An 18964-nucleotide genomic window follows, 5' to 3' on the forward strand; every position below is an offset into this window, starting at 1 on the left:
AAAATCGAAGGAGAGGTCGATGGCTGGTCCCACCGCGTCCGGGGGCGTGGCGGCGCAGGCGCCCGCGCCGCGCTATGCCTGGTATGTGCTGGGCATCCTGTTCGTCGTCTACGTTCTCAACTTCGTCGACCGGCAGGTGATCTCGATCCTGGCCGAAGACATCAAGCGCGACTTGAACCTGAAGGACGAAGACCTCGGCTTCCTCTACGGCACCGCCTTCGGTGTGTTCTACGCGCTGTTCGGCATCCCGCTCGGCCGCCTCGCGGACAGCTGGCATCGCGTGCGATTGATGACCGTCGGCCTCGCGCTCTGGTCGACGATGACCGCATTGTCCGGCTTTTCGCGCACCGGTGGACAGCTCGCTGCGGCGCGCATCGGCGTCGGCATCGGCGAGGCGACCGCGAGTCCCGCCGCTTATTCGCTGATCTCCGATTATTTCCCCAAGCGGCTGCGCGCGACGGCCTTGTCGATCTATTCGGCGGGCCTGTACGTCGGCGGTGGCGTGTCGCTGTTCATCGGCGGGTTGATCGTCCAGGGTTGGAACCGCGCCTATCCCGACGGCGGGCCTTTCGGTCTCGTCGGGTGGCAGGCGGCGTTCCTCGCGGTCGGCATCCCCGGCCTCATCGTCGCGCTATGGGTCGCGACGATCCGCGAACCGATCCGCGGGTTGGTCGAGGGGCTGCCCGAACCGGACAAGCATCCCGCGCCCTTCCGCGCCTTCTTCGAGGAACTGCTGACGATCATCCCCCCGCTGACGCTGATCGGTGCGGCGCGCGGCGGTACGCGGGCATTGCTCATCAACCTTACCGGCCTTGCCGCGGTGGTCGCGGTCGTCGCCTTCCTGATCGGCATCGGCGAACCCAAGCCGCAATGGCTGGCGATCGGCATCGGCGTCTATGCGGTCTTCTCCTGGGCCTGTGCGCTCAAGCGCCGCGATCCCGCCACCTTCGCGCTGATTGTCGGCACGCCGGCCTTCCTCTGCACCGTCGTCGCCTACGGCCTCAACTCGTTCCTCAGCTACGCCGCCAGCTTCTGGGCCGCGCCTTATGTGTTGCGTACATTGGGCGAGACGCCGGCGCGCGCCGGCCTGTTGCTGGGCAGCAGCGGCGCGCTCGCCGGGTTCCTGGGGCTGACGATCGGCGGCATCGTCGCCGACCGTCTGCGCCGCACCGACCCCGCCGGGCGGCTGATCGTCGTGATCTTCGGCGCGACGGTGCCGATCCCGTTCCTGATCGGTGCCTTCACGGCCTCCAGCGTCTGGGTCTTCTACCCCTGCCTGTTCCTGTCCGGCCTCACCGCCAGCGGCGCGCTGGGGTCGGCGGCGGCGACGACGCAGGACCTGGTGCTGCCCCGCATGCGTGGCACCGCGACCGCGACCTTCTTCATCGGCACGACGCTGATGGGCCTCGCGATGGGGCCGTATCTGGCGGGCCGCATCTCGACGCTGTCGGGCAGTCTGTCGGTCGGCATGCTGTCGCTGCTCGCGATCATGCCGGTGACGCTGACCTGCGCGATCGCCGCCTATCGCCTCGTCCCCGCCGCCGAAGCGTCACGCGAAGCGCGCGCGCGGGCGGCGGGGGAGCCGATCTGATCGCCTAGCGCGACCGCTCCTCGCGCAACCGCGTCGCGACCTTCACCGCCGACGCGCGCGCATAGGCCCGGCACGCGCCGGGCGCCGTGCGGAAGCGATCGGTCGCATCGTCCTGATCGGCATGCGCAGTGATCAGCAGGTCGCACGGCAGCGCCTCCATCGCCGCCTGACCCCGGCGAAAGGCCGCGAGCACCGGGCGCGCGGCGGGCGCGCTGAACCGATAGCCGGGCGCGGATACGGGGTTGAGGCTGCTTGCGAAGACGATCGCCTTGCACGTCCGCCCCTCGCACGCGCGCCAGCTCCAGCTCATGCTGCCCATCGTGTGCCCGGGCGTCGCCCGCGCGGTGACGACCGTATCGCCCAGCCGCAGCGTCTCGCCATCGCGGATCGTGCGCACCGCCCGCACCGCGGGAAAGCGACTGTCATAGCCGCGCTGCGGATCGTCGGCGGCCAGCCGCCCCGAGCGCAGCCCCTCCGCCCCGCGTACGCTGGCGACCACCGTCGCGCCGGTATCGCGCGCCAGTGCGGCGAGGCCACCGGCATGGTCGAAATGCGGTTCGGTGCTGAGGATGTAGCGGATGCGCCGCGGGTCGAACCCCAGTTTGCGGATGTTGGCGAGGATCGCCGGCTCGGCCTGCGGCAATGCCCCGTCGATCAGGATCAGGCCGTCGCCGGTATCGATCAGCGCGACGCTGAGCCCGCCGAAGCCCACAAGATAGGTCTTGCCGAACACCTTCATCGGCGGGGCGGGGCGCAGCCAGTCCTTCGCCTGTTCGACCGCGATCGGACGGGTCAGCGGATCGTCTGCGGTCGGGGAAACGGCGGCAAGCATGGTTGCAAACAGGGTAACGAGCATCGGCGGATCTCCTTCGCTGCGCAGAATGCCTCGATGCAGATACCGCCGACAAAGCATCTTCTCTCGACACAGGCATGAACTCCCCTCATGCCTGGGCGCATGGATCGCGCCCAATTGCCCCTCAATGCGCTACGTGCCTTCGAAGCGGCTGCGCGGCATCTCAACTTCACCCGCGCAGCGATCGAACTGTGCGTCAGCCAGGGCGCGGTCAGCCATCAGGTTGCGCAGCTCGAACGCCGGCTCGGCACGCGGCTGTTCCACCGGTTGCCGCGCGGGCTCGCGCTGACCGACGACGGCCATGCCTTGGTGCCGGTACTCGCCGAAACGTTCGACCGGATCGGTGCGACGCTGGACGGCTATGCCGACGGCCGCTTCCGTCACCCACTGCACGTCGGCGTCGTCGGCACCTTCGCGACGGGCTGGCTGATCGAGCGGATCGACGATTTCGACGCGACGCATCCGCACATCGACCTGCGCCTCGCGATCAATAACAATCGCGTCGATCTGGCAGGTGAGGGGCTGGATTACGCGATCCGCTTCGGTGACGGCGCATGGCACGGTACGGCGGCGGAGGCGGTTCTCGACGCGCCGCTGACCCCGCTGTGCGCGCCCGCGGTCGCGGCGCGACTGACCGCCCCGGCCGATCTGGCGCGCGAACGGCTGCTGCGCTCCTACCGCCCCAGCGAATGGAGCCTGTGGTTCGCCGCCGCCGGGGCTGACGCACCACCCTTGCGCGGGCCGATGTTCGACAGTTCGGCGCTGATGGCGGGCGCGGCGGCGGCGGGCCAGGGCGTCGCGCTCGCCCCGCGCGCGATGTGCCTGCGCGATCTCGCCAGCGAACGACTGGTCCAGCCCTTCGCCATCGAGGTCGACGCCGGCCGCTACTGGCTGACCCGCCTGCTGTCGCGCAAGGAAAGCCCGGCGATGCAGGCGTTCCGCCGCTGGCTGCTCGATCAGTCCGCCGCCTTCAGGTCGTCGTCGGACGGTTCGTAGCCCAGGATGTCGCCCGGCTCGCACTCCAGATAGCGGCAGATCGCGGCGAGCGTGCCGAAGCGCACACCCTTCACCCGACCCGATTTCAGCAGCGACAGGTTCGATTCGGTGATGCCGATCGCCTCGGCAAGCTCCTTCGACCGCACCTTGCGGCGCGCGAGCATGACGTCGAGGTTGACGATGACCGGCATCAGACGAAATCGTCCAGATCGCGCTGCGCCTGCAACCCCGATTCGAGCGCCCAGACCGCGGCGTAGGCGGCAAGGCCGAGCAGCAGTGGCATCGCCATCGCGTTGAAATCGAGGGCGATCAGCCAATGCGGTCCCCAGGAGGTGCCGCGATAGAGCAGCATCTGGCGCAGGCTGTCCGACAGCGGCTGCGCGATCGCCCAGAGGATCGCGGCGATCGTCGCGCGCCGCAGCCACGGCAACGCCTGCGCGAAGGCATCGCGGGGCGGCCCTCCTAGTCGGCGCAGCGCGATTCCGACCGCGACGAGCAGGACGACCAGCGGCCCGACGTCGATCGCTTCGATCCCGGCAAGGGCGAGGCGGACCAGCGGCCGCTGCACATAGACCTTGAGGCGCTGGATATCGGCGGGCGCGGCGCGCAGCTTTTCGGCATCCTGCTCGTCGAACAGCGTGACGGGGTCGGAGGACCAGGTGCAGCCCTGATCGCCGCAATGCGATCGGGGCGCTGGCCACAGGCCGGCGAGCGGGACCGTCGCCGCGACGAGCGCCGCGATCAGCAGGAACAGCAGGCCGGCGATACGGCAGCGGCGCGCTTTGCGCGCGATTCGAGTACGGGGGGCGAGCGGCGGGCGCATCAGACGAAATCGTCCAGATCGCGTTGTGCGCGCAACCCCGCTTCGATTGCCCAGATTGCGCAATAGGCGGCGATGGCGAGCAGCAAGCCGGTCGCGATGTCGGCGAGGTAAATGTTCGTGTACAGGGTCGGTCCGGCCGGCGTGCCCGGCGACAGCCACGATTCGAGCGCGGTCTGATACACCGCATGGGCGAGCGTCCAGACGATCGCGGCGATCGAGGCGCGGCGCAGCCACGGCAATGCCCGCTGCAACGGATCGGCACCGCGTCCACCGAGGCGGCGGAGGGCCACGCCGACGCTGAACAGCAACGCGGCAAAGGGCAAAGCGTTGATCGCCTCGATCCCCGCAAGGCCCAAGCGCACCCGGCCCTGCGCGGCAAAGGCGTTCAACGCCTTCAGCGCGGCGGGCGACGCCTCCACGCGCAGTCGCTCGTCGCTGTCGATCAGCGTGACCGGCCGCGCCTCCCACACGCAGCCGTAGCCGCCGCCGCATCCCGGCGACGCGCCCGGGGTTAGCCCGGCAAAGACGATCACCGGCAGCATCACCGCGGCGCCGATCAGAAACACCAGCCCTGCAAGCCGACACAGCCACGCCTTGCGCGGCGGCAGCCAATATCCGTCCTTCATCATATTCTTTCTGTTTGACAGAAATTCCTTGTCTTCATACACCAAAGACGTCGGCTGGTCGACAGCCGTGGAAGGGGATACACGTCATGAAGACCGGGTTGATGCGCCTGTTGGGCGCCACGATGCTGCTTGGCCCGACGCCGGCGATGGCGCAGGATTTGGTGACGCATGCGCCCGAAGTGGCGGTGGGCGTGCTGCGGCACGGCGCGAACTTCCACCCGTTGGGCAGCCAACTGACCTTCCCGACACTGCCGCCGGGGCAGGTGTATGAGGGCATGGAAGAGGACGGCACCACCGACGTCCAGCTCGTCTATCGTACCAAGATGCTGCCGATCCGCTGGGCGCTGAAACCGCGGCTGACCGCGAAGGTGCAGGTCAGCACCGCGGGCAAGACGAGCTTCGCCAGCTTCGGCGCGGAATGGCGGCAGCATGCCTTCAAGGGCCGCGTTTATGCGCAGGTCGGCATCGGCGTGACGATCCACGACGGCTATCGCTATTTGCCGAACCCCTTCCTGCCCGGCTTGGACAGTGCCGAGGCCTGGCGCCGGTACGAAATCTACCAGACCCGCACCGGCTTCGGATCGCGCGTGCTGTTCAACCCCAATGCCGCGATCGGCGTGCGGATCGATCGCCGCTGGGCGGTCGAGGCAACCTGGGAGCATTTCAGCCACCGCCAGCTGTTCTCGGACGTCAATCCGGGCATCGACAACGTCGGCATCCGGCTGGTGCGGGCGCTGGGCCGGTGATCGCCCTGGCGCTGCTGCTGGCGGTGTAGGCGGTGACGCCTGTCGCGGAGCTGTCGGCGGAGGACATCGTCGTGACGGCGCGACGACGCGCGGCGCGGCGCCTGCGGATCGTGACCAAGACCGATCGCCGCACCGGCGACATACGCTGCGTCTTCAAACGGCGCAGCGGCGATGCCGCACTAGATGCGGGATGTGCGCAGGCCTGCTCGCCTGCGCGCCGGTGGCGCGGACCAGCGCCCAGGTGACGGCGTGCATGACGCCGGTATGGAAGCGGCTGATCGATGGCGAGGCGGCGCCTGCGGGGTGATGCGCAGGCCTGTCGTTCTGCCCCCCGTCACCCCGGACTCGGTCCGGGGTGACGGGGGGACGGCAAGAGCCTCTGACCATCCCCCTCGCCGCAGAGTGGACCCCGGACCAAGTCCGGGGTGACGGCGTGGGTGAGGCCATGGTCGCCTTCCGCCTCTCATCGTCATTCCCGCGAAGGCGGGAATCCAGACGCGCTACCGTCACGCCTCGGGCCGGAACGTCAGAGGGTATGGATTCCCGCCTTCTCGGGCATGACGAACCGGAGGGTGGCAAGACTCCCCGCGCGCGGTCCGATCGCGCGCCTCAACGAACCGACGGTTACGCCTCGAACCCGGGTTCTCTCCCCCCCGTCTTTCGGCTACGCGCCCCTCCATGGGCACGACGATCCGTTGCGACCTGGCGATCGTCGGGGGTGGGCTGGCCGGTGGCCTGATCGCGCTGGCGGTCAAGGCGCGCGCGCCCTCTTGCGACGTGCGCATTGTCGAGAGCGGCACGACGCTGGGCGGCGAGCACGTCTGGTCGTTCTTCGGCAGCGATGTCGCCCAGGCCCATCGCGGGCTGGTGCAGGACATGGTGGTGCATGGCTGGCGCGGCTATGACGTCGTCTTCCCCAACCTGACGCGCGATGTCGACGCGACCTATTATTCGATCACCAGCGAACGGTTCGACGCCGTGCTCCGCGCCAAGCTGCCGCCCGAGGCGATCATGACCGGCCGGCGCGTGCTGGCGCTGTCGGCGACCGCGGTGGTGCTGGGCGACGGCGACCGGATCGAGGCGGGCGGCGTCATCGACTGTCGCGGCCCCGGCGACCTCGATACGCTGGAGCTTGGTTGGCAGAAGTTCGTCGGCCACGAACTGGCGTTGCCGACGCCGCACGGCATCGAGCGGCCGCGGGTGATGGACGCGACCGTCGACCAGATCGACGGCTATCGCTTCGTTTATTGCCTGCCCTTCGCGCCCGACCGGATGTTCGTCGAGGACACCTATTACAGCGACACGCCCGGCCTCGACGTGCCGGCGATCCGCGCGCGCATCGCTGATTATGCGCAGGCGCGGGGCTGGGCGGGCGCACAGGTCGTGCGGCGCGAGGCGGGGTCGCTGCCGATCACCTTGGGTGGCGATTTCGACGCCTATTGGCGCTCGACCGGCAAGGGCATCGCTAAGGCCGGCATGCGCGCAGGCCTGTTCCAGCCGGCGACCGGCTATTCGCTGCCCGACGCGGTGCGCTTCGCCATCGCGCTGGCGGACAGCGGCGACTGGTCCGGCGCAAGCCTCGCCACCTTCGCCTATGATCACGCGCGCGAGCACTGGCGACGCGGCGCATTCTACCGCATGCTCAACACGATGATGTTCCGCGCGGGCGATCCGGCGGAACGCTGGCGCATCATCGAACGCTTCTACCGTCTGGACCCGGCGCTCATCACCCGTTTCTATGCGGGGCGGTCGAGCATCGGGGACAAGGCTCGCATCGTAACAGGGAAACCGCCGGTGCCGGTCGGTCGCGCGCTGCATGCGCTGCGGACGACGGCATGGCGGTAGGACAGGGATAGAAGACATGAAGTCGGCGATCGTCATCGGATCGGGATTCGGCGGGCTGGCGCTGGCGATCCGGCTGCAATCGGCGGGCGTCGCGACGACGATCGTCGAAGCGCGCGACCGGCCGGGCGGCCGGGCCTATTATTGGGAAAAGGACGGCTTCACCTTCGACGCCGGGCCGACCGTCATTACCGATCCGGCGTGCCTGCAGGAATTGTGGGCGCTGACCGGGGCCGACATGGCGCGCGACGTCACGCTGGAGCCGGTGACGCCCTTCTACCGCCTCAATTGGCCCGACGGCACGAACTTCGATTACACGAACGATGAAGCGGCGTTGCAGCGTGAGATCGGCAAGCTCGATCCCGCCGACATCGCCGGCTACCACCGCTTCCTCGAATATGCCGAGGGCGTGTACCGCGAAGGCTATGAAAAGCTCGGCCATGTCGCCTTCCTCGACTTTGCGTCGATGGTGAAGGCGGCGCCGGCGCTGGCGAAATACCAGGCGTGGCGCTCGGTCTATTCGATCGTGTCGAAGTTCGTGAAGAACGAGAAACTGCGCGAGGCGCTGTCGTTCCACACCTTGCTGGTCGGCGGCAATCCGATGACGACCAGCGCCATCTACGCGCTGATCCACAAATTGGAGCGCGACGGCGGCGTCTGGTTCGCGCGCGGCGGCACCAACCGTCTCGTCGCCGGCATGGTCGCGCATTTCGAACGGATCGGCGGCACGTTGCGCCTCGGCGATCCCGTCACCGCGATCGAGACCTTGGGCGACCGCGTGACGGGCGTCACCTGCCAGAGCGGCTGGACGATGCAGGCCGATGCCGTCGCCGCGAACAGCGACATCATGCACACCTATCGCGACCTGCTGAAGACCTCGCGCAGCGGCCAGCGCACCAAGGCGAGCCTCGAAAAGAAGCGCTATTCGCCGTCGCTCTTCGTCGTCCACTTCGGCATCAAGGGCGCATGGCCCGGCATCCCGCACCACATGATCCTGTTCGGCCCGCGCTATAAGGGGCTGCTCGAGGACATTTACGACCACGGCGTGCTCGCCCAGGATTTCTCGCTCTACCTCCACCACCCGACCGTCACGGACCCGAGCCTCGCGCCGGGGGGGCACTCGACCTTCTACGCGCTCGCCCCCGTGCCGCACATGGGCAAGTTCCCGGTGGACTGGAACGAGATCGGCCCGATCCTCGAAAAGCGCATCCTCGACGAGGTCGGCCGCCGCCTGATTCCCGATATCCACGATCGGATCGTGACCAAGTTCAGCTACGCGCCGAGCGACTTCGCCGCCGATCTCAACGCGCATCTGGGCAGCGCCTTCAGCCTCGAACCGATCCTGACGCAGAGCGCCTATTTCCGCGTTCACAACCGCGACGACCATATCCCGAACCTGTATTTCGTCGGCGCCGGCACGCACCCGGGCGCGGGCATCCCCGGCGTGGTCGGCAGCGCCAAGGCCACCGCGGCGCTGATGCTGTCGGGGCGGTGAGCCTTCCTTCGTCATCCCGGCGCACGCCGGGATCCATGGATAGGGGCGACAAGCGGATTCGCGCGATACGCCTTTCGCCGGGCCCATGGATCCCGGCGTGCGCCGGGATGACGAAAGGAGACACGAGAGGGCCTCTGCCCCAATTCGTCCATCATCGTCATTCCCGCGGAGGCGGGAATCCAGACGCGCGACGGGTAGCGATTGCGCCGAAGCGGCAGAGGTTCTGGATTCCCGCCTGCGCGGGAATGACGAAATGGATGGGGTGGACGTCCACACTGCTCCTCGCCCTTTCTCTCACCGCGTGCGGTGGCCGGGCGGTCACCGACGTGCCGGTCAAGATTGGCCGCCCCTACACCGTCCGCGGCGTTACCTACGTTCCCGCCCCCGCGCCCGGATATGACGCGCTCGGCTATGCCGGCTGGTACGGCGGCGAATCGGGCAACGTCACCGCGCGCGGCGAGCGGTTCCGCGCGAAGGCGATCAGCGGCGCGCACACCACCCTGCCGCTCCCGAGCTATGTCGAGGTGACCGCGCTCGACACCGGCCGCACCATCCTGCTGCGCATCAACGATCGCGGCCCCTTCGTGCGCGGGCGGATCATCGACCTGTCGCGCGGCGCGGCCGATCTGCTCGGCATCCGGGCGAACGGCACCGCGGCGGTGCGCGTCCGGCTGGTCGACCCGCCCGAACGCGACCGCGCCCGGCTGCGCGCGGGCAAGCCCGCCAGCCCGCGCCCCGATGCGTCGCCCGATACGCTCGCCGCACTCCGCCAGCGCTGGATGGAGACGCGCTGAGCTTGCCGCTGGGCCCGCATCGGCGTAGCGGCAGCGCCATGAAACGTCTCGCTATCTACTGCGGCTCGGCGACGCCCGCCGATCCCGTCTATATCGAATCCGCCCGTACGATCGGGCGGACGCTCGCCGAGCGCGGCATCGGCGTCGTCTATGGCGGCGGCCGGCTGGGGCTGATGGGCGCGATCGCCGACAGCGCGCTCAGCGCGGGCGGCGAGGTGATCGGCGTGATCCCGCAGGCGCTGGTCGACGCCGAGGTCGCGCATCGCGGCCTCACCGAACTGCACGTCGTCAGCGGCATGCACGCGCGCAAGGCGGCCTTCACCGACCTTGCCGACGGTTTCGTCACCATCCCCGGCGGCACCGGCACGATGGACGAATTGTGGGAAGCGCTGAGCTGGGCGCAGCTGGGCTATCACGCCGATCCGGTCGGCCTGCTCAACGTCGCGGGCTATTACGATCACCTGATCGCCTTCTGGGAGAAGTCCGCCGAAGTCGGCTTCCTGCGCCCGCAGCACCGCGACCTGCTGATCGTCGACACGACGCTGGACGGCCTGCTCGACAAGATGGCGGCGCACGTGCCGACGCAGCCGATCGTACGGATGAAGACGTCTGACCTCTGAGGCGCAGCCCAGCCGCGACGCCATCGTCGCGACCGCGCACGAATCGATCGCGAAGGGGTCGAAGAGCTTCGCGGCGGCGAGCCTGCTGTTCGATCCGGCGACGCGCGAACGGGCGTGGCTGCTCTATGCCTGGTGCCGCGCGTGCGACGATATCGCCGACGGCCAGGACCACGGCCACGACCTGCGCCCGGTCGAGGATGCGCCGCGCCGCATCGCCGAGATGGCGGCGCTCACTGACGCCGCGCTCGCTGGCGAGGTGGTGGGGGTGCCAGCCTTCGACGCGCTGCGCATCGTCGCCGCCGAAACGCGCCTGCCGCGCCGCTTCGCGCATGATCTGATCCAGGGGTTCCGCCTCGACGGCGACGGCTGGCGCCCGCGGACCGAGGACGATTTGCTCACCTATTGCTATCATGTCGCCGGCGTCGTCGGGTGCATGATGGCGGTCATCATGGGCGTCGATCCGGGCGACGATGCGGTGCTGGACCGCGCCTGCGACCTGGGCCTCGCCTTCCAGCTTGCCAATATCGCCCGCGACATCGACGAAGATGCGCGCGGGGGACGCTGCTATCTGCCGTCCGACTGGCTGGCGGAGAAGGGGATCGCCCCCGACGCCATCCTCGCCCCCGAACACCGCCCGGCGCTGGCGGACCTCGCCCGAAGGCTGACCGACCGCGCCGCGGCGTTCGAAGCGAGCGCCCGCGTTGGCACGCGCGCGCTGTCGTTCCGCTCGGCCTGGGCGGTACTGGCGGCGGCGCGCATCTACGGCACGATCGGCCGCAAGGTCGCCGCGCTTGGCTCGGCGGCGTGGGATGCGCGCGTGACGACGTCGAAGGGCGAAAAGATCGCCTTCATCATCCAGTCGGCGATCGAGGCGCGCGGCCGGCACGATATCCCCGATACGCCCCGCACCGGGCTATGGACGCGCCCGCGCTAGACGCGGCAATGGTCGTCATCCCAGTCTGCGCTGGGGAGACGGTTGCGTCAGGTCACGCCAGATACGGAACGTGTGCCCCCATATCGACCGGCAGCAGCCCCAGTCGCCGCGGGTCGGGAAAGGTCTCGATCGTCCGCTTGACCGCCACGAACCCCTGCTTCCGGTAGAAGCCCAGCGCCGCCGGGTGATCGAGCGTGCAGGTATGCACCCACACCCGCGTCACCCCCGGCCGCCAGCAGCGCGCCATCGCCTCCGCCATCAGCCAACCGCCATGGCCGCGCCCCGCCAGCTCCGGCACCAGACCGAAATAGGACAGCTCGCATGCCCCCGCATGGCGCAGGTCGAGTTCGAGCAACCCCACCTCGATCCCCGCGCGATCGGTGACGGCATAGACCTCCACACCCGAATCGTGGACGATCGCGGTCAGCGCGGCATCGTCAATCGCCAGCCGCGAATACCATAGCCACGGTCCCCCGACGCGGCGGAACAGCATCCGGTATTTTTCCGGCTCAGGCGTCGCCCAGCGCACCAGCCGCAGCGGCGAGGCGGGCAGGGGCCGCAACGGTGGCCGGCGCGTCATCTCCAGCGTGGTGACGATCGTCGCCAGATCGCCGTCGTCGACCGGGATCAGCGCCATCGCGTCAGGCCCAGTTCGCGCGCGGCGGCAGGCTCATCAGGATCGCATCGATATTGCCGCCGGTCTTCAGGCCGAACAACGTGCCGCGGTCATAGACCAGGTTGAACTCGGCATAGCGCCCGCGCCATTCCAGCATCTGCGCCTCGTCCGCCGCGTCGAAGGCATCGTGCATCCGTCGCCGCACGATGCGCGGATAGACGTCGAGGAACGCCTCGCCCACGGCGCGCGTGAAGGCGAAGTCGGCGTCGAAATCGCCCTCCAGATGATCGTAGAAGATACCGCCGACGCCGCGATGCACTTTCCGGTGCGGGATATAGAAATAGTCGTCCGCCCAAGCCTTGAAGCGCTCGTAATAGTCGGCCCCGTGCGCATCGCACGCCGCCTGCAACGTCGCGTGAAACTCCGCTGTGTCGCCCTCGACCGGCAGCGGCGGGTTGAGATCGGCACCGCCGCCGAACCACTGCTTGGTCGTGCGCAGGAAGCGCGTGTTCATATGCACCGCGGGGACGTGCGGGTTGGCCATGTGCGCGACCAGGCTGATGCCGGTCGCGAAGAAGCGCGGATCCTCGCCAGCGCCGTGGATCGTCTTGCCGAACTCGCCTTCGAACGTGCCGCCGACGGTCGAGACGTTGACGCCGACCTTCTCGAACACCTTCCCCTTCATCACGCCCCGCACGCCGCCACCGCCCGGCTCGCCCGACGGATCGACGCGGTCCCACGGCGTATAGTCGAAGGCCGCATCCGACCCCGCCTCGCGCTCGATCGCCTCGAACGCCGCGCAGATGCGGTCCCGCAGCGATTCGAACCAGTGGCGGGCGGCGGTCTGTTGGTCGTCGAGCGTCAGCATGGGCAACGGCTTAGCGGCGCGGGGGAGGGGGTGTCGATGGGGCGGATTGTCTCAGGCGGATGAGATTGCAGGTGTAATCGGATCGTATACCCTGCCTGAATGGATGATAGCCGTTACAAAGGGGTTGGTACCCGCGGCGGTAGATGGGGCTGCGGCCTAGCTGCCTTGTGCGGTACTCCAGTGGCTCTGTTCGCCACCCTTATCGCGACCTTGGGCGACTGTATGCCGGACGAGCAATGTCATCCGGGATTTCTGCCCGCGGTGGTCGCTCCTACGCTTCTCATCGCAGTACCTATTGGATTGGGCGTGCGATGGTTGGTGAATCGGTACTTTCCGGGCCGAGATTGATCACCAAGTTGACCCTACGCGCCCGGCCACCCGCCCGTCTGCCGCAGCGCTTCCGCCGCGACGATCGCCGCGGACACCGACAGGTTCATCGACCTGAGCCCCGGCGCCATCGGGATCACCACCCGCGCGTCCGCCCGCGCATGCACCTCCTCCGGCACGCCCGCGCTTTCGCGGCCGAACAGCAGCACATCGTCCGCCCGGAACGCAAAGTCATGCAGCGGCGTCGCGCCGCGCGTCGTCAGCAGCACCAGCCGGCCGGTCGCCTGCCCCTGGAACGTCTCCCAGTCCGCATGCCGCGTCAACGACACATGGTCGATATAGTCCATTGCCGCCCGCGCGACGCGCTTGTCGTCCCACTGGAATCCCATTGGCTCGATCAGGTCGAGCGCCACGCCCAGGCACGCGGCTGTGCGCATCACCGCGCCGACATTGCCGGCGATATCGGGCTGGTAGAGGGCGATGCGCAGGGGGCTGGTCATGGCTCGCGTCCTTAGCGGCGGGCTGGCAAAGCGCAAAATGCTGTTGGCAAAGCGCGCGGCCGCCGTCTATCAGGCCATAAGCCCGCCGTGGGGACGGCAGGGTTCGGTGGGGCTGCACTCCGGCACTTCCGCAAGAACATAGACGCAAGGGCAGAGACGAATGGCGATTGACGACAACGTACCTCCCGGTGAATCGCCGGCGCCGTTCCACGAGGAAGTCCACGATCCCCGCCGTCGCGATTTCATCAATATCGCCGCCGTGTCGTTCGCCGGCGTCGGTGCGCTCGCGATCGTGCTGCCGCTGATCAACCAGATGAACCCGTCGGCGGACGTGCTGGCGCTGTCGACCACCGAGGTCGATCTGTCGAAGATCCAGCCGGGCCAGGCGATCAAGGCGCAGTTCCGCAAGCAGCCGCTCTTCGTGCGCAACCTGACGCCGAAGGAAATCGCCGAGGCGAATGCGGTCGACATCAAGACGCTGCGCGATCCCCAGACGCTCGCCGAACGCACCAAGCCGGGCAAGGAAAACTGGCTGATCACGCTTGGCGTCTGTACGCACCTCGGCTGTGTGCCGCTCGGCGCGGGCGAGGGCGAGAACAAGGGGCCGTTCGGCGGCTATTTCTGCCCGTGCCACGGCTCGGCCTACGATACCGCGGCGCGCATCCGCCAGGGGCCGGCGCCGAAGAATCTGCACGTGCCCGATTATGCGTTCAACTCCGACACCGTCGTGACGGTCGGTTAAGGGAAAGGTAGACCACATGAGCTTTCCCTGGGCCAAGCATTACGAACCCAAGCAGCCGCTGATGCGCTGGCTGGACGAGAAGCTGCCGCTGCCGCGCCTCGTCTACAATGCCGTCGGCGCGGGCTATCCGGTGCCGCGTAATCTCAACTATTTCTGGAACTTCGGCGTCCTCGCCGGCGCCGCGCTCGCGATCCAGATCATCACCGGCGTCGTGCTGGCGATGCATTATGCCGCCAATGCCGGCGTCGCCTTCGGCTCGGTCGAAAGCATCATGCGCGACGTCAATGCCGGCTGGTTCCTGCGCTATGCGCACGCCAACGGCGCGTCGATGTTCCTCGCCGTCGTCTACATCCACATCGGCCGCGGCCTCTATTATGGCTCGTACAAGGCGCCGCGCGAGATGGTGTGGCTGCTCGGCGTCGTCATCTTCCTGCTGATGATGGCGACCGCGTTCATGGGCTATGTGCTCCCCTGGGGGCAGATGAGCTTCTGGGGCGCGCAGGTCATCACCGGCTTCTTCTCGGCAATTCCGCTGGTGGGCGAGACGATCCGCGTCTGGCTGCTCGGCGGCTATGCGCCGGATAACGCCACGCTCAACCGCTTCTTCTCGCTCCACTATCTGCTGCCGTTCGTGATTGCGGGCGTCATCATCCTGCACATCTGGGCGCTGCACATTCCGGGGTCGAACAACCCGACCGGCGTCGAGGTGAAGGGTGAACAGGACACGGTGCCGTTCCACCCCTATTACACGGCGAAGGACGGCGTCGGCGTCGGCGTGTTCATGCTGATCTTCGCGCTGCTGATCTTCTTCAGCCCGAACCTGCTCGGCCACCCGGACAATTATATCGAGGCGAACCCGCTCTCGACGCCGGCGCACATCGTGCCCGAATGGTACTTCCTGCCCTTCTACGCGATCCTGAAGAGCTTCACCGCCAACTTTATCCTCGATGCGAAGCTGTGGGGCGTGCTGGCGATGTTCGGCTCGATCCTGCTGCTGTTCTTCCTGCCCTGGCTCGACACGTCGCCGGTGCGCTCGGCGAACTATCGTCCGAAGTACCGCATTTTCCTCGGCATCTTGCTGCTCGACGTGCTGGTGCTCGGCTATGTCGGCGGGGCGGAAGCGAATGCGCGCAACGTGATCCTGGGGCAGATCGCCTCGGCCTATTATTTCGCGCACTTCCTCATCATCCTGCCCTGGGTCGCCCGGTCGGAGCGTCCGCGCCCGCTGCCCAATTCGATCACCGAAGCGGTGCTGGCAAAGCACGGTGGCACCAGCCTCGCGCACAGCGCGGCGCAAGCCTGAACCGACTGGGGGACAATCAGAACCATGCCTCGCATCATCGCCTCCCTGGTCGGCGCCGCCTTCATCTTCGTCCTCGGACTCGCGCTCTTCGGCACCGCCAAGACTGCGATCGAGGATCCGGCGAAGGAAACCGTCGAACAGCTCTTCCACATGCACCCCGAGAATATCGGGCTGTCGTCGAACGGCTTCTTCGGCAAATATGACAATCAGCAGCTGCAGCGCGGCTTCCAAGTCTACAAGGAAGTCTGCTCGGCCTGCCACAGCCTGAAGTACGTCGCCTTCCGCGACCTGCAGAAGATCGGCTATACCGAGGCCGAGGTGAAGGCGATCGCCAACCAGTGGGTGATCGAACAGCCGACCGTGAACCCGGAAACGGGCGAAGCCTCGACGCGCAAGAACGTCGCCAGCGATCGTTTCCCGTCGCCCTTCGCCAACGAAGTCGCCGCACGCGCCGCGAACAACAATGCGTTGCCGCCCGACCTGTCGCTGATGACCAAGGCGCGCCATGACGGTTCGAACTACGTCCACGCGCTGCTGATGGGCTATCGCAACCAGGCCGGGTATAAGAACGAGAAGGGCGAAGAGCTCCTCAAGATGTTCCCGGATGCGAAGACGCCGCAGGGCCTGCACTTCAATCCGTGGTTCGCGAACCTGAACATCGCGATGCCGCCGCCCCTGACGCAGGACGGTCAGGTCACCTATTCGGACGGCACCAAGGCGACCAAGGACCAGATGGCGCGCGACATCGCCGCCTTCTTGACCTGGACCGCCGAACCCAACCTCGACACCCGCCATGGTGCGGGCCTCGCGGCGGCGCTGTTCCTGCTGGTGTTCTGCTTCCTCGCCTGGGGCGCCTATCAGAACGTCTGGCGCGACATTAAGCACTGATCCCGATCGCCTGACCGGCGGTTCGGAGCGAAGGGGCGGGCGGTGCGACACGGCACCGCCCGCCCTTTTCGTGTGCAGGGGGGCAGAGGAAAGACCGCGCCCCACTCTCCCCGTCATTCCCGCGAAGGCGGGAATCCAGACGCGCTACCGTCGCGCTTCCTGCCGGGACGTCAGAGGGTATGGATTCCCGCCTTCGCGGGAATGACGGTGGTGTGCAGGCACGGGGGGCATATCTCCCTTCGTCATCCCGGCGCACGCCGGGATCCATGGACGCGATGAGGCAGCATTGGCGCGGCGCGCGGGCCGCCCGCAACCATGGATCCCGGCGTCCGCCACGATGACGACGGGAGTCCTCCACCATTGACCCCGCATGCGTCCCAAGCGACACACGCCCCCATGAACGACGACCTGAAAGCGCTGATCCGCACGATCCCGGACTTCCCCAAGCCCGGCATCCAGTTCCGCGACATCACCACGCTGCTGCTCGATCCCGCCGGCCTCGCCGCGACGATCGACCGCATGGTCGCCGCCACCACCGGTCCCGTCGATCTGATCGCCGGGATCGAAGCCCGCGGCTTCCTGTTCGCGGCCGCGCTCGCCGTGCCCCTGAAGGCGGGCGTGCTGCTGATCCGCAAGGACGGCAAACTCCCCGGCGCGACGATCGCCGAGGATTATGCGCTCGAATACGGGCAGGACCGGATCGCGATGCACGAAGATGCGCTGGTGCCCGGCCAGCGCGTGCTGCTGGTCGACGATCTGATCGCCACCGGTGGCACCGCGCGCGCTGCGGTGCGGCTGCTGCGCAAGGCGGGCGCCATCGTCGAGCAGGCGCAGTTCGTGATCGACCTGCCCGACCTCGGCGGCGCGGACGCGTTGCGCGCCGATGGCGTGCAGGCCGATGCCCTCTTCGCGTTCGAGGGGCATTGAGGCGCCGGAACGGCGCCAGCCCGACCGTCGCGGCCGCTCCAATCCCCCAACCGTCACCAATACCGTTGGTCCTGAGCCTGTCGAAGGGCAGGGCGCCTCAAGCGGTCGGTTTGCGTGCGGAACGCTGTGCTTCGACAGGCTCAGCGCGAGCGGAGGACGCGTAGGCGCCGCACGATGGCACCACGCGGGTCTTGCCCCCATTGCCCGCTCATCACCCATTCAGCCGGAACCCGCGACGATCCGCCCTCGTTGAACGACAATAGGTTGCGTCCCCGATTCGCCAATCCGACTCGCCGGCGCCCTTCGATGATGGGAGAGCATCCATGATCTTCAAGCGTTTGGCATTGGTCGGCCTGTTGTTCGGCACCGGTGTCGCGACCAGCGCCTGCACCGACGGCTATGGCTATAGCGGCGTGTCCGTCGGCTACGGCACCGGCGGCTATGGCTATTACGACGACGGTTTCGCCGATCCCTATTACGGCGGCTACGGCTATGGCGGCTATCCCAGCTACTTCGGCTGGTATGGCGACTATTATTATCCGGGCACTGGCATCTACGTCTACGATCAGTACCGCCGGCCCTATCGGTGGAACGACGGCCAGCGCCGCTATTGGGAGCAGCGCCGCAACCAATGGCGCGGCGACCGCAACTTCCGCAACGACTGGAACGGGTTTGACCGTCGCCCCGGCTGGCGCGGCGATCGGCCGGGTGGCCCCGGCGGCCCGGGGGTGGGCAATCCCGGCCGCCCGGACTGGGGCAATCGCGGCAATTGGCGCGGCAACCGCCAGAATTTCTCGGGCCAACCCGCGCCTGCGCCCCAGCCGCCGGCCGGCGCGGCCCCCGCGCCCAATCCGCAGCCCAATTGGCAGGGCCAGCGCAACTGGAACGGCAACCGCAATTGGGGCGGCAACCGCAACTGGAACGGCAATCGGAGCTGGGGCGGTAATCGCGGCGGCGGCCCGCGCGGCGACCGCGGTCGCCGCTGATCGACAGGGGCGCCGCGCTGCCGGCGCCCCTATCGCTCGCGGGTGGCGATCAGCCCATTGGACAAGAAGGTCATCACCGGTATGTCATGCTGGTTGAACACCGTCATCCGACTCTTGAATATGCCCATTTCCGGCCGGCTCGCCGACCGACGCTTGTCCAACACCTCGCTTTCGCAGCGTAGCCGATCGCCCGGATAGACCGGCGTCAGCCAGCGCAATTCGTCGATCCCGGGCGATCCCAGCCCCGCCTGGTCGTTCGCCTTCAGATGCTCGACCAGCATCGCCATCGTCATCGCGCACGTATGCCAGCCGCTCGCCGACAGCCGCCCGAAATGCGTCCGCGCCGCCGCTGCGTCGGACAGGTGAAAGGGCTGGGGGTCGTATTTCTCGGCAAAGGCGATCACCTCGTCCCGCGTCACGGCATAATCGCCGAACCGTGCCGTGCTGCCGACCTCGATGTCCTCGAAATACTGCACCCGTCGCTCTC

21 protein-coding genes are annotated in these 18964 nt (G+C 67.9%); 13 read left to right on the forward strand and 8 right to left on the reverse strand.

All coding sequences use genetic code 11. The features are described 5' to 3' along the window. The first annotated feature begins 19 nt into the window (after positions 1 to 19). Positions 20 to 1591 carry a spinster family MFS transporter gene (locus tag ACP7A3_RS07440; RefSeq protein WP_426256255.1) on the forward strand — a complete coding sequence of 524 codons (1572 nt, stop codon included), beginning with the start codon at positions 20 to 22 and terminating at the stop codon, positions 1589 to 1591. Between the two features lie 4 nt (positions 1592 to 1595). Here the strand turns inward: ACP7A3_RS07440 and bla are convergent, their stop codons facing one another. After that, positions 1596 to 2447, reverse strand: a complete 852-nt coding sequence (gene bla / locus ACP7A3_RS07445) for a subclass B3 metallo-beta-lactamase (protein ID WP_426256254.1) — start codon at positions 2445 to 2447, stop codon at positions 1596 to 1598. Positions 2448 to 2546: 99 nt separating this feature from the next. On the opposite strand from bla, the gene ACP7A3_RS07450 reads away from it, so the two are divergent. Further along, positions 2547 to 3440, forward strand: coding sequence for a LysR family transcriptional regulator (locus tag ACP7A3_RS07450; protein WP_426256298.1), 894 nt, complete (start codon positions 2547 to 2549; stop codon positions 3438 to 3440). On the opposite strand, the gene ACP7A3_RS07455 is transcribed toward ACP7A3_RS07450, so the two are convergent. The 3 genes from ACP7A3_RS07455 to ACP7A3_RS07465 are packed head-to-tail and all read right to left on the reverse strand — an operon-like array spanning position 3401 to position 4892. Further along, entirely contained in the window at positions 3401 to 3631 is a 231-nt protein-coding gene (locus ACP7A3_RS07455; protein ID WP_017977498.1) for a helix-turn-helix domain-containing protein, read from the reverse strand. The two genes, ACP7A3_RS07450 and ACP7A3_RS07455, sit on opposite strands and share 40 nt — an antisense overlap. Then, complete coding sequence (locus tag ACP7A3_RS07460; protein WP_426256253.1) at positions 3631 to 4263, reverse strand: hypothetical protein; 633 nt, start codon at positions 4261 to 4263, stop codon at positions 3631 to 3633. Before ACP7A3_RS07460 ends, ACP7A3_RS07455 begins: the two co-directional genes overlap by 1 nt. Beyond that, positions 4263 to 4892: a hypothetical protein gene (locus ACP7A3_RS07465; RefSeq protein WP_426256252.1), complete on the reverse strand. Its 630-nt coding sequence runs from the start codon at positions 4890 to 4892 to the stop codon at positions 4263 to 4265. The genes ACP7A3_RS07460 and ACP7A3_RS07465 overlap by 1 nt, the downstream gene beginning before the upstream one ends. Before the next feature lie 83 nt (positions 4893 to 4975). On the opposite strand from ACP7A3_RS07465, the gene ACP7A3_RS07470 reads away from it, so the two are divergent. The 6 genes from ACP7A3_RS07470 (at position 4976) to ACP7A3_RS07495 (ending at position 11320) form a co-directional block, all read left to right on the forward strand. After that, complete coding sequence (locus ACP7A3_RS07470; RefSeq protein ID WP_426256251.1) at positions 4976 to 5635, forward strand: acyloxyacyl hydrolase; 660 nt, start codon at positions 4976 to 4978, stop codon at positions 5633 to 5635. 678 nt (positions 5636 to 6313) lie between these two features. Further along, a complete protein-coding gene (crtY, locus tag ACP7A3_RS07475; RefSeq protein ID WP_426256250.1) occupies positions 6314 to 7480 on the forward strand; it encodes a lycopene beta-cyclase CrtY in 1167 nt (388 codons plus the stop codon). Positions 7481 to 7496: 16 nt separating this feature from the next. After that, complete coding sequence (locus ACP7A3_RS07480) at positions 7497 to 8972, forward strand: phytoene desaturase (RefSeq protein WP_426256249.1); 1476 nt, start codon at positions 7497 to 7499, stop codon at positions 8970 to 8972. A gap of 257 nt (positions 8973 to 9229) precedes the next feature. Beyond that, complete coding sequence (locus tag ACP7A3_RS07485; RefSeq protein WP_426256248.1) at positions 9230 to 9766, forward strand: septal ring lytic transglycosylase RlpA family protein; 537 nt, start codon at positions 9230 to 9232, stop codon at positions 9764 to 9766. Positions 9767 to 9804: 38 nt separating this feature from the next. Beyond that, positions 9805 to 10386, forward strand: coding sequence for a TIGR00730 family Rossman fold protein (locus ACP7A3_RS07490; protein ID WP_426256247.1), 582 nt, complete (start codon positions 9805 to 9807; stop codon positions 10384 to 10386). Beyond that, positions 10376 to 11320 carry a phytoene/squalene synthase family protein gene (locus ACP7A3_RS07495; RefSeq protein WP_426256297.1) on the forward strand — a complete coding sequence of 315 codons (945 nt, stop codon included), beginning with the start codon at positions 10376 to 10378 and terminating at the stop codon, positions 11318 to 11320. Before ACP7A3_RS07490 ends, ACP7A3_RS07495 begins: the two co-directional genes overlap by 11 nt. A 52-nt stretch (positions 11321 to 11372) precedes the next feature. Here ACP7A3_RS07495 and ACP7A3_RS07500 read toward each other — a convergent pair whose 3' ends face one another. The 3 genes from ACP7A3_RS07500 to ACP7A3_RS07510 all read right to left on the reverse strand — a co-directional run bounded on the left by ACP7A3_RS07500 (position 11373) and on the right by ACP7A3_RS07510 (position 13631). Then, positions 11373 to 11957: a GNAT family N-acetyltransferase gene (locus ACP7A3_RS07500; protein ID WP_426256246.1), complete on the reverse strand. Its 585-nt coding sequence runs from the start codon at positions 11955 to 11957 to the stop codon at positions 11373 to 11375. A gap of 4 nt (positions 11958 to 11961) precedes the next feature. Then, positions 11962 to 12804: an oxygen-dependent coproporphyrinogen oxidase gene (gene hemF, locus ACP7A3_RS07505; protein ID WP_426256245.1), complete on the reverse strand. Its 843-nt coding sequence runs from the start codon at positions 12802 to 12804 to the stop codon at positions 11962 to 11964. A gap of 362 nt (positions 12805 to 13166) precedes the next feature. Next, complete coding sequence (locus ACP7A3_RS07510; RefSeq protein WP_426256244.1) at positions 13167 to 13631, reverse strand: tRNA (cytidine(34)-2'-O)-methyltransferase; 465 nt, start codon at positions 13629 to 13631, stop codon at positions 13167 to 13169. Between the two features lie 160 nt (positions 13632 to 13791). Between ACP7A3_RS07510 and petA the strand changes: the two genes are divergently transcribed. The 5 genes from petA (at position 13792) to ACP7A3_RS07535 (ending at position 18477) form a co-directional block, all read left to right on the forward strand. Continuing rightward, on the forward strand, positions 13792 to 14373 hold the full coding sequence (petA, locus tag ACP7A3_RS07515) for a ubiquinol-cytochrome c reductase iron-sulfur subunit (protein WP_017977513.1): 582 nt from the start codon (positions 13792 to 13794) through the stop codon (positions 14371 to 14373). A 16-nt stretch (positions 14374 to 14389) separates the two neighbouring features. Beyond that, positions 14390 to 15676, forward strand: coding sequence for a cytochrome b (locus ACP7A3_RS07520; RefSeq protein WP_043060285.1), 1287 nt, complete (start codon positions 14390 to 14392; stop codon positions 15674 to 15676). A gap of 24 nt (positions 15677 to 15700) precedes the next feature. Next, positions 15701 to 16564, forward strand: coding sequence for a cytochrome c1 (locus ACP7A3_RS07525; RefSeq protein WP_017977515.1), 864 nt, complete (start codon positions 15701 to 15703; stop codon positions 16562 to 16564). Between the two features lie 396 nt (positions 16565 to 16960). Then, positions 16961 to 17491, forward strand: a complete 531-nt coding sequence (locus ACP7A3_RS07530; protein ID WP_017977516.1) for an adenine phosphoribosyltransferase — start codon at positions 16961 to 16963, stop codon at positions 17489 to 17491. Positions 17492 to 17814: 323 nt separating this feature from the next. After that, positions 17815 to 18477, forward strand: coding sequence for a hypothetical protein (locus tag ACP7A3_RS07535; protein ID WP_241890780.1), 663 nt, complete (start codon positions 17815 to 17817; stop codon positions 18475 to 18477). A 29-nt stretch (positions 18478 to 18506) separates the two neighbouring features. Here the strand turns inward: ACP7A3_RS07535 and ACP7A3_RS07540 are convergent, their stop codons facing one another. Beyond that, on the reverse strand, positions 18507 to 18953 hold the full coding sequence (locus ACP7A3_RS07540; RefSeq protein WP_426256243.1) for a MaoC family dehydratase: 447 nt from the start codon (positions 18951 to 18953) through the stop codon (positions 18507 to 18509). Between the last annotated feature and the right edge of the window lie 11 nt (positions 18954 to 18964).

Source organism: Sphingomonas sp. DC5200-1 (assembly GCF_049897245.1).
GTDB lineage: Bacteria > Pseudomonadota > Alphaproteobacteria > Sphingomonadales > Sphingomonadaceae > Sphingomonas > Sphingomonas aquatilis.